General features: G+C 38.8%; 11 protein-coding genes. 8 read left to right on the forward strand and 3 right to left on the reverse strand.

Going from position 1 to position 13,392, the window contains the following annotated elements; genetic code table 11:
* Positions 1-3: 3 nt before the first annotated feature.
* From folB to ODQ17_RS04745, 7 genes are all read left to right on the forward strand, one after another.
* Positions 4-384: a dihydroneopterin aldolase gene (gene folB / locus ODQ17_RS04715; protein WP_322902039.1), complete on the forward strand. Its 381-nt coding sequence runs from the start codon at positions 4-6 to the stop codon at positions 382-384.
* On the forward strand, positions 341-778 hold the full coding sequence (locus ODQ17_RS04720) for a 2-amino-4-hydroxy-6-hydroxymethyldihydropteridine diphosphokinase (RefSeq protein WP_322902041.1): 438 nt from the start codon (positions 341-343) through the stop codon (positions 776-778). The genes folB and ODQ17_RS04720 overlap by 44 nt, the downstream gene beginning before the upstream one ends.
* A gap of 258 nt (positions 779-1,036) precedes the next feature.
* On the forward strand, positions 1,037-2,746 hold the full coding sequence (gene kdpA / locus ODQ17_RS04725) for a potassium-transporting ATPase subunit KdpA (protein WP_322902043.1): 1,710 nt from the start codon (positions 1,037-1,039) through the stop codon (positions 2,744-2,746).
* Between the two features lie 8 nt (positions 2,747-2,754).
* Positions 2,755-4,794: a potassium-transporting ATPase subunit KdpB gene (kdpB, locus tag ODQ17_RS04730; protein WP_322902045.1), complete on the forward strand. Its 2,040-nt coding sequence runs from the start codon at positions 2,755-2,757 to the stop codon at positions 4,792-4,794.
* 13 nt (positions 4,795-4,807) lie between these two features.
* A complete protein-coding gene (gene kdpC / locus ODQ17_RS04735) occupies positions 4,808-5,413 on the forward strand; it encodes a potassium-transporting ATPase subunit KdpC (protein WP_322902047.1) in 606 nt (201 codons plus the stop codon).
* A gap of 38 nt (positions 5,414-5,451) precedes the next feature.
* Positions 5,452-8,106 (forward strand): sensor histidine kinase KdpD, encoded by a 2,655-nt coding sequence (locus ODQ17_RS04740; RefSeq protein ID WP_322902049.1) that lies wholly within the window; start codon positions 5,452-5,454, stop codon positions 8,104-8,106.
* An 11-nt stretch (positions 8,107-8,117) separates the two neighbouring features.
* Positions 8,118-8,834 carry a response regulator gene (locus ODQ17_RS04745; RefSeq protein ID WP_192454074.1) on the forward strand — a complete coding sequence of 239 codons (717 nt, stop codon included), beginning with the start codon at positions 8,118-8,120 and terminating at the stop codon, positions 8,832-8,834.
* A gap of 75 nt (positions 8,835-8,909) precedes the next feature.
* On the opposite strand, the gene ODQ17_RS04750 is transcribed toward ODQ17_RS04745, so the two are convergent.
* Positions 8,910-10,334 (reverse strand): glutamine synthetase family protein, encoded by a 1,425-nt coding sequence (locus ODQ17_RS04750; protein WP_322902052.1) that lies wholly within the window; start codon positions 10,332-10,334, stop codon positions 8,910-8,912.
* A gap of 406 nt (positions 10,335-10,740) precedes the next feature.
* Between ODQ17_RS04750 and ODQ17_RS04755 the strand changes: the two genes are divergently transcribed.
* Entirely contained in the window at positions 10,741-11,289 is a 549-nt protein-coding gene (locus tag ODQ17_RS04755; RefSeq protein ID WP_004791516.1) for a DUF2799 domain-containing protein, read from the forward strand.
* Between the two features lie 44 nt (positions 11,290-11,333).
* On the opposite strand, the gene coq7 is transcribed toward ODQ17_RS04755, so the two are convergent.
* Both coq7 and ODQ17_RS04765 read right to left on the reverse strand, forming a co-directional pair.
* A complete protein-coding gene (gene coq7, locus ODQ17_RS04760) occupies positions 11,334-11,969 on the reverse strand; it encodes a 2-polyprenyl-3-methyl-6-methoxy-1,4-benzoquinone monooxygenase (protein WP_004791519.1) in 636 nt (211 codons plus the stop codon).
* Positions 11,970-11,972: 3 nt separating this feature from the next.
* Positions 11,973-13,295 carry an MFS transporter gene (locus ODQ17_RS04765; RefSeq protein ID WP_192835500.1) on the reverse strand — a complete coding sequence of 441 codons (1,323 nt, stop codon included), beginning with the start codon at positions 13,293-13,295 and terminating at the stop codon, positions 11,973-11,975.
* Positions 13,296-13,392 lie beyond the last annotated feature (97 nt).

Below are 13,392 nucleotides of genomic sequence, written 5' to 3' on the forward strand. Positions count from 1 at the left end.
TTTATGGATGCCATTATTATTGAAGGCTTGAAGGTTGAGACAGTGATTGGCTGTTTCAACTGGGAAAGACAAATTATTCAACCTTTAATGTTGGATTTAACCATCCATAATGATTTGAGCCGAGCAGCGCAGTCTGACAAACTTGAGGACACACTCAACTATGCCCAGATTTGTGAGTTATCGGCTCAAACCATTCAACAAGCCAAACCTGAATTAATTGAACATGCAGCACATCTTGTTTTGAAATGTTTGTTTGAAACCTTTCCAACAGTTGAAAAAATTACCATAACCATCCGTAAGCCCGCCATCATTGCAGAAGCTAATGCTGTAGGAATTCGTCTTGAACGCACCAGAAACAATTTTTGCGCTCGCCCTAGCGAGTAATTTAGACGCAGATCAGCACTTTACTTTTGCGTATACGCAATTAGCAACTTTGGGGAAAGTGCAGTTTTCATCTGTTTATCAAATTCCATGCCGAGATGGTATTGGAGATGATTATTGGAATTCAGCATGTCTATTAAAAAGCACTTTATCGTGTGACCAAGTAGAATCTTTTTTAAAGAAACTTGAGTCAGATTCGGGGCGTGTTCGCCCATCGCATCATATTTCTTTAGATGTAGATTTGATTGCATGGGGAAGTGATCTGGACCATATGCAATTTAATTCTAAAAAACTACCTTTGGCGCTTGATGTAAAAATTCCTTTATATGAACTTTGGCCTTGTGAAACCTTAAAGGTTAATAGTCCACTTTATCCAGTCGTTAATTTTAAAGTTTAAATGCTTTCAAACTAGATTTTACGCAAACTTTACGCGGTCTTTAATTTCCTCAATAGAGAATTTACGGGCATTTTATCCATACTGAAATTCACTAAATTAGTGTTATTTCAGGACAATAAAGATGCTTATAAATTCTCAAATGCGCATCTTGCATCAGTCTAGCATTGTCTTATGCGGACTTAAAACAAATGATATTTCTTCATCTCTCCTTATTTCCAGTTTGGCAAATCAAGCCAAGGGGTATAGAGGAGAATAGCCATGTTAGAACTTATACTTGTTTTATTTATTGCTATTTTTCTAGCATGGTGCCTCGGTAAATATCTATCCAAAGTGATGACAAATCAGCCGATGGTGGGCGATAGATTATTTCGCTGGATTGAAAATCCTGTTTATCGCTTATTAGGTATATCCCCACAACAACAAATGAACTGGAAACAATATTCGCTAGCATTTGTTGTGAGCTGTGTTGTTCTAGCTGTGGCCGTTTTTGCTATTTTTATGACACAAGCATGGCTACCATTAAATCCAAATCATGCACCAAATATGAGTTGGGATTTAGTATTACACACGGTTATTTCATTTTTAACTAATACCAATCAACAGCATTATTCTGGGCAAGCTCAATTATCTTATTTGTCGCAAATGACAGGTATTGTGGGCTTGCAAGTCATTACTCCAATGATGGGACTGGCTTTAGTTGTCGCGACCTTAAGAGCTTTCTTTTATCAACGTCCTAACCATATTGCAGCCGATGTTGCCGAGCAACCAGATCAAATTTTAATTGGTAATTATTGGGCAGATGTAATTCGCCCTACAGTCCGATTCTTGCTTCCTCTCTGTTTTGTCTGGTCTTTATTGCTTAACAGCCAAGGTGTACCAGCAACTTTCCAAGGCGGGCCTGAAGTACAGCTGATTGATAAAGCGAATACAGTACAAACCCAAAAAATTCCTTTAGGGCCAGTTGCACCAATGGTAGCGATTAAGCAATTGGGTAGTAATGGTGGTGGTTGGTATGGTCCAAATAGTAGTGTGCCTTTAGAAAATCCAACACCGCTTTCTAATTTATTAGAAATGATTGCGATATTACTCATTCCACTTACCGTGATTTTTATGGTGGGACATTTTACCCAGCGTAAAAAATTTGCTTACTTTGTGTTTGGCAGCATGCTTTTCATGTCGATTATTTCAGGTGCAGCGGCTGTCTGGTCTGAGAGTATGTCATCGACAGCATCTCAACTTGCCGTAATGGAAGGTAAAGAACAACGTTTTGGACCAGCTGCATCAGCAGTTTGGGCAGCAATCACTACACAGGTGAATAACGGTTCGGTCAATATGATGCATGATTCTTCTGCGCCGCTTACTGGTTTAGTCGAACTCATCAATATGTTGATTAATGCGATTTGGGGTGGTGTAGGCTGTGGTCTGCAACAGTTTATGATTTATCTGTTACTTGCAGTATTTATTGCAGGTTTAATGACAGGCCGTACCCCTGAATTGTTTGGGCGCAAGATTGAAGCAGCAGAAATTAAATTGCTCGCGATTATTATCTTGATTCAACCTTTAGTCATTCTTGCATTCACCGCATTAAGCCTCAGCGTTCCAGGCATATCTGGAATTAGTAATCCGGGACCACATGGTATTAGCCAAGTGTTCTACGAATATGTTTCTGCATTTGCCAACAATGGTTCAGGTTTTGAAGGTCTTGGAGATAACACTATATGGTGGAATGTTACTTGTAGTATCGCTCTACTGTTAGGACGTTTTCCGACCTTAATTTTGCCATTAATGATTGCGACACATTTAGCAGCAAAAAGAAAAGCACCCGAAACAGCAGGTAGTCTTCAAGTTGAAACTCCAACCTTTGCTTTAACGCTGATTACGATTGTTGTGTTGCTTACCTTATTACAATTTATGCCAGTTCTTGTCCTTGGGCCTATTGCCGATCAACTTTTGTTGGTTAAAGGCTAAGGAGGCGAGTGAAAATGAATACACAAACTCATGTAAATAGCCATAAACAAACCATGGCAGTGCCAAATTTTGAAGTTTGGAAAAATGCATTTGTGAAACTGCTACCGCAGCATGCAATTAAAAACCCTGTGATGGCAATCGTATGGCTTGGAACAGTAGTTACAGGCATTAGTACAATCTTGGGTTACACCACGCTGTTATTTGGTTTCGCGGTTACAGCAATTCTGTTTATTACCATTTTATTTGCTAACTATGCTGAAGCAGTTGCAGAGGCCAGAGGTCGTGGACAGGCATCTTCATTACGTGCAGCAAGAGAAAATTTAACGGCTCGAAGACTCAACTCTTTGACAGACCGTCAAACCACTCAAATCGCAGCTACTGAACTTCATTTAAATGATTATATTGAAGTACATGCAGGTGAGCTTGTTCCAGCCGACGGTGAGATTGTAGAAGGCTTTGCCACTATTAATGAATCAGCTGTTACAGGTGAGTCAGCACCTGTGTTACGTGAAGCTGGAACAGACCGTTCAGGTGTTATTGGCGGAACCAAAGTTCTGACAGATCGTATTGTTGTGCAAGTGACTGCTGAATCTGGTCAAAGTTTCTTAGACCGTATGATTGCTTTGGTTGAAGGCTCAAATCGCCAAAAAACTCCGAATGAGATTGCGCTTGGCTTTTTGTTAATGGTGATGACAATCACGTTTTTAATTGTCGTGATTAGCTTGCCATTTATTGCCAAGTATTTGCATATTGAACTTGATCCAGTTGTGCTCGTGGCGTTATTGGTCTGTCTGATACCTACAACCATTGGTGGCTTATTACCTGCGATTGGTATTGCGGGGATGAACCGTGCCCTCAAAGCCAATGTTTTGGCGAAATCAGGTAAAGCGGTAGAAGTCGCGGGTGACATTGATGTGCTTTTACTCGATAAAACAGGAACCATTACTTATGGTGACCGTCAAGCAACTTCTTTTTATCCTTTAACTTCGGTAACCGAGTCTGAGTTGAGAGCTGCTGCTTGGGTAAGTTCACTTGCTGACCCAACACCAGAAGGGAAGTCGATTGTTAAGTTAGCAAAAGAGCAAGGTTTAAAACAGCAAGAACCTGAGCAAGCCGAATTTATCTCTTTTAGTGCTTCGACTCGAATTTCCGGTGTGAATTTACCGAATGGTGACCAAATTCGTAAAGGTGCTTTAGATGCAACCTTAAAGTTTGTAGATGAAGATTATTCTCAAGATTTAGAGTTAAAAGCACGTGTTGAACAAGTTGCTAAAAAAGGTGCAACACCGTTAGTCGTAGCAAATCAACATCATGTATTGGGCGTGATTGAACTTTCAGATGTAATTAAACACGGCATTAAAGAACGTTTTGCCCGTTTAAGAGAAATGGGCATTAAAACCGTCATGGTCACAGGTGATAACCCATTAACTGCGGCCGCGATTGCTGCTGAAGCTGGTGTAGATGATTATATTGCCGAAGCAAAACCAGAAGATAAATTGGCTTGTATTCGTACTGAACAACAACAAGGTCGTTTAGTTGCGATGGTCGGTGACGGAACAAACGATGCGCCAGCATTAGCGCAAGCTGATATTGGTTTAGCCATGAACTCGGGTACACAAGCTGCAAAAGAAGCCGGCAATATGGTCGATTTAGACTCTGACCCAACCAAACTACTCGCTGTAGTTGAGATTGGGAAACAGCAGCTAATTACCCGTGGTGCTTTAACAACATTTTCGTTAGCAAACGACGTCTCTAAATACTTTGCCATCTTGCCTGCATTGTTCGCTGCTGCAATTCCACAAATGCAAGTATTGAATGTAATGCACTTAGCAAGTCCAAGCAGTGCGATTTTATCTGCATTAATTTTTAACGCGATTATTATTCCGCTATTAATTCCAATCGCACTCCGAGGCGTGAAATTTAAACCGTCAACGGCAACTCAGTTACTACGTCGAAATATGTTGATTTATGGTGTGGGTGGCGTGGTTCTACCATTCATTGCCATTAAAGCGATTGATGTTGTGATTGTTCAATTATTTGGTTTGTAATCTGGAGTTTGAAATGAAAACTTATGCACAAAATTCAGAAGCAAATTTGGGTCAGACCTTAAGAGCATCTTTGGGATTATTAATTTTTACCTTAGTTGGCTGTGGTGCTGTTTATAGTGCGATTGCTACAGGTGCGGGACAGGTGCTATTTAACAATCAAGCGAATGGTAGTTTGATTGAAATAGATCATAAAGTTTTAGGGTCAAAATTAGTCGCTCAGCCATTTGTGGGAGAGGCTTATTTTCATCCACGTCCTTCGGCAGTCGCTTATGACCCGATGGCTATGGCAGGTACAAACTTAGCTCGTACTAATCCTGAATTACAGCAACAAATTGATGCTCAGATTCTTGCGGTGAAAAAACAAGATCACACAGGTAATACACCAATTCCAAGTGATTTAGTGACTAAATCGGGGAGTGGTATCGATCCGCATATTAGTCCTGAATCTGCTCAGTTACAGGTTGCTCGAGTGGCTCAAGCGCGTCATTTAGACCCTAAGATTGTGGAAGAGGTTTTGCAAAAGCATATTGAACCGAAGCAGTTTGGTGTATTGGGGCAAGCTCGTGTTAATGTATTAGAACTCAATATTGCTTTAGATCAATTACAATCTACACATTAACTTAAAAATAAAGTTGTTAGTTTACTGGATGATATCAAGTGCAAAGCAATCGCGAAAATCAGGCTGAGGCCTTATTAAATCATGTCAATAGATATCAAGCCGGTCGACTAACGGTCTTTTTAGGTGCGGCACCGGGTGTTGGAAAAACCTATGCCATGCTTGCCCGCGCCAAAGAGTTATTTCAACAGGGCACAGATGTTGTTGTGGGTATTGTTGAAACCCACGGAAGAATAGAAACTCTAAAAATTTTGGAAGGCTTACCTGAAATTGCTAGAAAGGAAATGCAATATCAGGGGCACACTTTAGAAGAAATGGACCTGGATGCTATTCTGCTTCGGCATCCAGAAATTGTTTTGGTCGATGAGTTGGCTCATCGCAACGTACCGAATAGTCGTCATGAACGACGTTGGCAAGATGTCAATGAATTGCTAGACGCAGGTATTGATGTATTTACGACCATTAATATTCAGCATTTAGAAAGCCTAAATGATGTGGTCTACCAGATTACGGGGATTCGAGTAAATGAAACGGTACCAGATCGGGTATTTGATCGTATTCGAGACATTCGCTTAATTGATTTACCTGTCAGTGAACTCATTGAAAGACTCCATCAAGGAAAAGTCTATGTGCCAGAGCAAGCGAATCTGGCATTGCAAGGCTTTTTTAGCATTTCAAATTTAACAGCATTACGTGAACTGGCAATGCAATGCGTTGCTGAACATGTCGATTCAGATTTAAAAGAGAGCTATGCCTCTAAAGGTTTGAAGTCTATCTCGTTGCAAAATGAATTAATGATTGCGATAGACGGACAAGGTTCTTCTGAGTATTTAGTGCGGGCAGGCTGCCGCTTAGCAGAGCGTAATGGTGCTACATGGACGGTAGTGAATGTAGCTAAAAGTCTGGACTTTGGTCAGAGTTCAGCAAACTCATATAAAAAAGAATATATTGAGATTGATCGTGCATTTGAATTGGCTCGGCAACTCGGTGGTCGAACAGAAGTTTTATATGGCCATCGAGTTGCGTCAGTATTAATGGATGCCGCCATTGATCGAGGTATTTCCAATCTAGTCATTGGTAAAAGTATTTCGCCGTGGTGGTTAAAGTTATTTAAGAAAAATTTAGCTCAGCAATTATTAAATCAAGAAAACTCGATTGCTTTAACCATTTTGCACCCAGAACAGGGTACTAAAAAGATCAATCAGATTGAAAAGCCGTCATTTTTATCATTAAAAGAAAGTATTTTTGTTCTAGCTGTTACATGTGCCAGTATTTTTATCGCTCACTTTGCCGAAGTTCTATTAGGTATTGAAGACTTTTCCGTCATTTTCATTATTTCAGTTTTAATTGTAGCAACGAAAACTAGAATGCTCGCTGCGGTAGTAGCTGCTCTTATTTGTTTCTTAGCCTATAATTTTTTCTTTATTGCTCCACGTTTTACCCTACAAATTTCAGCACACCAAGGTGTGGTTACTGTTGTGGCTTTTTTTGCGGCAGCTTTAATTGCTGGGCGTTTGGCCTCTCAATTACGTCAGCAGGTTTTATCCTTAAAAGCTGCCAATGCTTACACTACGGTAATGCAAGACTTAGCGCGTAAACTTTCTAGTGCAGTAAACCTTGAAGAAGTCATGCAAACAGGCCGAATAACTTTAGAAACCCAACTTCAAACGAAGGTGTGGATTTCTATTCAAGATAGAGTCATTTCATCTGATATAGAGCTAAGCGATAAAGAAAAAGTCGCGGCAGATTGGTGCTTAAAACATAAACAACCGTGCGGACGTTTTACCGATACTCTTAGTCAATCGAACTGGTGGTTTCTACCACTTTTAGAGCAAAAAAATAGCCTAGGTATAGTGGGAATTTACTTTAAGAATGATGTGGTTTCTCTAAATTTTGAGCAAAAGAAACTGACGGAAAGTGTAATTGAGTATATTGCACAAGCGGCTCTTCGCACCCAATTGGTCAATGAACTTGAACAAGCAAAAGTCACCAGTGAAACAGAGCGATTACGTTCGGCTTTATTATCTTCGGTATCACATGATTTACGTTCACCGCTTGCTTCTATTATTGGTGCAGCAGACACACTTGCCCATTTTAAAGCTGATATGTCAGAACAAGACCAACAGGATTTACTTGAAACCATTCATTTAGAAGGCGAACGCTTAGATCGTTATATTCAAAACTTACTTGATATGACACGTTTGGGGCATGAAGGTCTATCTTTAAAAAGAGACTGGATTGGTGTGGATGAATTAATTGGTTCTGCAACCCGCCGTTTAAAGCGCTATAAACCAGATACTCAAGTGTTGGTTGAATTACCTGAACAAGCGATTAGTTTATATGTACACCCAGCACTGATAGAGCAAGCCATTTTTAATGTTTTAGAAAATGCGGCAAACTTTTCACCTCCAGATGAACCAGTCATGATTCGAGCTCATCTTTCATCAGAGGATGAAGTAAAAATAGAAATTGAAGATAAAGGTGCAGGAATTCCTGAAGACGAAAGAAACCGCATTTTTGATATGTTTTACACCATGGAGCGCGGAGACCGTGGAAAATTTGGTACAGGTTTAGGGCTTACAATCGTAAAAGCGATTATTGGTGCTCATATGGGTACAATAGAAGCATTTTCAGGACGCCAAAATAAAGGTACTTTAATCCAAATCAGATTACCCATTCATCCAGTAAAAGAATAAGTTGTAAAGTCATGATAACTTCAGAAACATCTCCTGTAGAAACACGTATTGTGATTATTGATGATGAGCCTCAAATCCGTAAATTTTTAGACATCGCTTTAAGAACTCAAAAATATAAAACCACACTTTGCGAAACGGGTTACAAAGGTCTAGAAGCTTTGGCAACCCAAGGGGCTGACTTGGTTATTCTTGACCTAGGCTTACCCGATTTAGACGGGAAAGAAGTGCTCCAAGAATTACGTAGCTGGTCGAATGTGCCTGTTATTGTGTTATCTGTACGTGCCGATGAATATGAAAAAGTTGCTCTGCTCGATGCTGGCGCAAATGATTACATGACCAAACCTTTTAGTGTGCAAGAGCTTTTGGCGCGCATACGTGTCATTTTAAGAAACCAACCAATCCAGCAAGAAGCACATGTATATGATGATGGTTATCTCAAAGTTGATGTTACGCAACGTTTAGTTTGGGTTGAGCAACAGCCAATTACGTTAACTCGAAAAGAATTTCAACTTTTGACGTTATTAATGCGCTACCAAGGTCAGCTTTTAACACAGCCACAACTTTTAAAAGAACTTTGGGGGCCAACCCATCAGGAAGATACTCACTATTTACGTATTTTAGTGGGAAAGTTACGTAGTAAATTGGGGGATAACGCGATTCAACCACGCTATATTGCTACTGAACCTGGTGTTGGATTACGTTTTTTAGCTCAACAGAAAAATCATTAATGAGATATAAAAAAACCTTAGGGTATTTCTCCCTAAGGGCTTGCAAAGTGGTTTGTATCTTTTAGCTTTTTTTATTTATATATCCCAATGTTGTTCTGCTTCAGTCATTTGGCTGTAAATATTTTGATATTCAGCCTGCTTAACTGTGTACCAATGTTCGACAAAGTCAGCGCCTAAATATCCTTTTAAAATAAGACTTCCTTTAAATATTTTTAAGGCTTCTGGTTGGTTGTTGGCTAATAAAATGTGCTCGTCTTGAAATTTTAAAAGATGTGCAGGTTTTGGCAGCGGTAACTTATGAGATAAGCCATAAGACACGCCAGCTAAAATAGTCGCTGCAACCAGATAGGGGTTACAGTCGGCTCCAGCAACCCGATATTCTAAACGTTGATTTTGTACATCTGAGCATGGAATGCGAATTGCGACATTACGATTATTGGTATCCCAGTTGGCTTCTAATGGCACATGATGACCAATTTTAAAACGTCTATAAGAATTAATATTAGGCGCTAAAATCGCCATAGATGCAGGCATTAACTCAATGAGTCCACTAATCGCGTTTAGTAGTTTGACGGAAAGCTCATCTTTTACTTCTTCGGAGCTAAATATATTTTCATGGTATTGATTGAGTAGACTCATATGAAAATGCATGCCGCTACCGGCTTTTGCCAAGTTTGGTTTCGCCATGAAACAAGCAGTTAAGTCATGCTTTCTTGCGACTTGTTTTACAATTCTTTTTAAAGCATTAATTTGATCGCAGAGCTTTAAAATATCATGGCTATGTTGGAGGTTTAACTCGTATTGTCCAGGTGATGACTCCGCAACAATAGCGGTAATTTCAATAGATTGAAGTAGGGCTGCTTTCTCAACTTCATCTAGGACTTGCTGATAGTTATTCGGTGCATCTATATCGAAACATTGGTTTTCTATGCAGGTTTCAGACTGATGCTGAGGTGAGAAAAGATAAAACTCTAGCTCGGCAGCCATGACCGGAAAATAATTATGATCGTGTAACTGATTTAATATTTTTTTTAATATATTGCGTGGTTCATAGCGGCAGTCTGTACCATCTTCTTCTTGCATGGATAAGTAAAGCTGGGCATTTAATTCTGGGGATAAGGCACTTGGTTGCAAGCTGCCTAAAATGGGCAGGCAAAGTCTATCTGGTTCACCAATATATTTTCCTAGACCTGTTTCTTCAATTACTTTTCCATCCAGACTCATGGCGTAAACAGAAAGTGGAAAATAACATCCATGAGAGAGATTCTTTAAACTTTTAACATCAATCCGTTTCCCTCGAATATGTCCGTTTAAGTCGTGCAGACAAATATCAATGTGCTGAGTGTGAGGATATAAATTTAAATAATCATCAACCTCTTTTAAAAAAAGCTCGGAATTGAAAATATGAGGTTGTGTTGGAGGAATAAAATCATCTGATATTTTAAATGCCTTAAAGTGAGGATTTTGTAAGTTTAAACTTGGGTAAATATGCGTACTCATTATAAAAAACCTTGGTGGTTATTTAGCTAAAATCCTACCTTAGCCCTTGAAGTAAATCGCGTAAAAAAAGAGTAAAATGATTAAAGAGTAATTCATGAGTGGTTTTGGTTTTTTATTTTAATAATCATAAACTTGTAATTAATTTTTGAGGTAATTGTTTTAAGTAAAATTAGTGTATAAAGGTAGTTTAAGAGTGAGCAAATTTCTGCGAATTTGATTTTTTTAATTAAACAATATTAAGGATTATGACCTTTCAATTTGGTGAGAGGGTCAAACTGATTTAAACTTAAGACTTATCCAGTGAATCACTTATTTTTGAAGTCTTTAATAGAGCAAGACCTTTTAGGGTGTTTACTGGAATTTTATTTTTGCGTTTTTTTTAATTTATTTTTTGAGTTCTCTTAATATGAAAAATATCGGTTTAGCCATTCTAGCAATCAGCCTTTCAGGTTGTGCTGCAATGAGCGTAGAAGAATGTAAGACTGCGAATTGGTCATTAGTGGGTGAGAAAGATGGTTCAAAAGGTTCGTCACCACGTTTAGATCAATATTACAAAGCATGTGGAAAAGCCAATATTGTTCCAGATCAAAAGTCATATGAACGGGGATATAAAGAAGGTCTAGGGTATTATTGCCAGCCAACAAATATTTTTTATAGCGCTTTAGAGGGTAGTGGCAATATCAACGTATGCCCAGTCGAGCAGCGTAATCGTTTAAGACCGTATTATCAGGCAGCTTCTGACTACTATAATGCAAAAAATGAATATGATCGTTATGACGAAAAGTTTAAGCAATATTCTGACAGTGCTTATAACGAAAAATTAAAGCCAGAAGAGCGTGAACGTTATCGTAAGCTTTTAAGAGAATTACAAAATGATCGTGACCGTATTAATCGAAACTATTGGAACTCAATTCGAGATATTGAGCGTTTCAAATATGATCATGGCTTAAAATAATATTTTAAAAAGGATTGATCTGAATGAGATCAATCCTTTGTTTTTTAAAGGTAATAACTCGTTTTTGTCATTAACTTTGAAATAGCAGTCATCGTAATTTTTACTGCATATGGTAATTCAACACCACCTGCCTCAAGTGCTGTATGGCGATGATGTAATTCATCTTCATTCATTTGCTCTAAAATTTTACGAGAACGATCATCTTGAGCAGGTAACTGGTTTAAATGATCTTGTAAATGAAGGCTCACTTGGCGTTCAGTTTCGGCCACAAAACCTAAGCTATATTTGTCGCCCGCAATACCCGCAAGTGCGCCCATGCCATACGAAAGCCCATACCAAATTGGGTTTAATAAACTGGTATGACTATTTAGCTCTTTTAAACGAACTTCACACCACGCTAAATGATCTTGTTCTTCAATTGCTGCTTGTTGCATTTCTTTGCGTACATTTGGCAATTTCGCCGTTAATGCTTGTCCATGATAAAGGGCTTGTGCGCACACTTCACCACTATGGTTAACACGCATTAAACCTGCGACATGACGAGCATCTTCTACTCCTAGTTTTGCTTCAACTGATTCGGCCGGATTTTGGCGCTGTGCTGCGGTTGCACCTGGAACAAGACTACGTAATGCTTGATCAAAAGAGTTAATAAGTTGATCAATTCCAGTATAGTGGCGCATAAATTAGTCCTCCAAAGAAAGATGTGCTGTGGCAAGCATTGGTTTTAGACGTGCTAGAAGCCAAATACTAAAGATTGCACTAAGTACAGCTGTAATAATAAATAGTATTTTAATATCAATTTTTAAAACACTTAAGATTAAGATTGAAAAAATTGCAGATGAAACCATAAAAACGGCATTTAAAATATTGTTTGCTGCTACAACACGAGCACGATGTGAACGTGGTGAATAAGCCTGCATCATTGCATATAAAGGAACAATATAAAAACCACCGCTAATTCCCAGTAAAGTCACCGCAATCATGACGTGATAGTAAACCCAACCTTGGGTAAAAATATCTTTTAATGTAAGTAGTGCGCCAGTTCTTTCGGGTACAAAAGCTAAACTCGCGGCAAGGTAAAGTGCAAAAACGGTAAGGCCAATCGCACCAATTGGTACCATTTTAATATTAATTTCTGAACCACCAATTTTACGGCAAAGGAGAGACCCGACGCCAATACCGACTGAAAAGAAAGTAAGCAAAAGGCTGACCACATTTTCTGATGCATGCAGATTTTGTTGGGTAAGCTGTGGAATTTGCGTTAAATAAGTAGCGCCATAAAACCAATACCATGAGTTACCTAACAAAATGGTGAACACTAAAGGTAAGCTTTTAGCATATTTAATTGTTTGAAAACTTGTGCGAAGAAAATTCCAATCAATCTTTAAATCGGGAGCAGCAACTTTCTGTGGCAAGATGAAGCGACTACATAAATAGCCAATGCAAGCAATAATCACAACAGTAAGACTAATCCACAATAAGTTCCCATGCGATGATGCAATTACAGCACCACCTAAAATCATCCCGAATAAAATTGCCATTGATGTGCCCGACTGAAACAGAGCATTACCAGACATTAATTCTTGTGGTTTTAAAATTTCAGGCAAAATTGCGTACTTGATAGGACCAAAGAACGTTGAATGTGTCCCCATCAAAAATAAGGCAAAAAGAAGTAACCATAAGTGCCCCAACAGGAAACCCGCAGTACCGATGAGCATAATAATAATTTCTAAAATTTTTATGCCACGAACGAGTTGAGAGCGCTCATATTTATCTGCAATTTGTCCAGCAGTGGCCGAAAAAAAGAAATAGGGCAAAATAAACAAGAGAGCTGCTAAATTATTGAGAGTACTTACAGGGGCAGATTGCTGTTGAATCAAGCCATAAGTAATCACTAATAATAAAGCTTGCTTAAAAACGTTATCATTTAATGCGCCAAAAAACTGGGTAAAAAACATCGGTACGAACCGACGTGATGTCATCAGGTGCTCATCTTGTTTCATCATGTGCAAACTTCATTGTGTTTTATAAAAAAATGTGACGGATTGTTAATTTGCATCGAAAACCATGTATGATATTTTTAACGCTTGATTAAATGAAAAA

It is taken from the genome of Acinetobacter sp. IRS14 (genome assembly GCF_034650275.1).
GTDB classification, from domain to species: domain Bacteria; phylum Pseudomonadota; class Gammaproteobacteria; order Pseudomonadales; family Moraxellaceae; genus Acinetobacter; species Acinetobacter oleivorans.

Bases quoted from the DNA above. Each gene is read 5' to 3' on its own strand.
- coq7 (WP_004791519.1), bottom strand. From the start codon at position 11,969: ATGCGCCACTATACTGGAATTGATCAACTTATTAACTCTTTTGATCAA.
- folB (WP_322902039.1), top strand. From the start codon at position 4: ATGGATGCCATTATTATTGAAGGCTTGAAGGTTGAGACAGTGATTGGC.
- ODQ17_RS04755 (WP_004791516.1), top strand. From the start codon at position 10,741: ATGAAAAATATCGGTTTAGCCATTCTAGCAATCAGCCTTTCAGGTTGT.
- kdpC (WP_322902047.1), top strand. From the start codon at position 4,808: ATGAAAACTTATGCACAAAATTCAGAAGCAAATTTGGGTCAGACCTTA.
- kdpA (WP_322902043.1), top strand. From the start codon at position 1,037: ATGTTAGAACTTATACTTGTTTTATTTATTGCTATTTTTCTAGCATGG.
- ODQ17_RS04750 (WP_322902052.1), bottom strand. From the start codon at position 10,334: ATGAGTACGCATATTTACCCAAGTTTAAACTTACAAAATCCTCACTTT.
- ODQ17_RS04745 (WP_192454074.1), top strand. From the start codon at position 8,118: ATGATAACTTCAGAAACATCTCCTGTAGAAACACGTATTGTGATTATT.
- ODQ17_RS04765 (WP_192835500.1), bottom strand. From the start codon at position 13,295: ATGATGAAACAAGATGAGCACCTGATGACATCACGTCGGTTCGTACCG.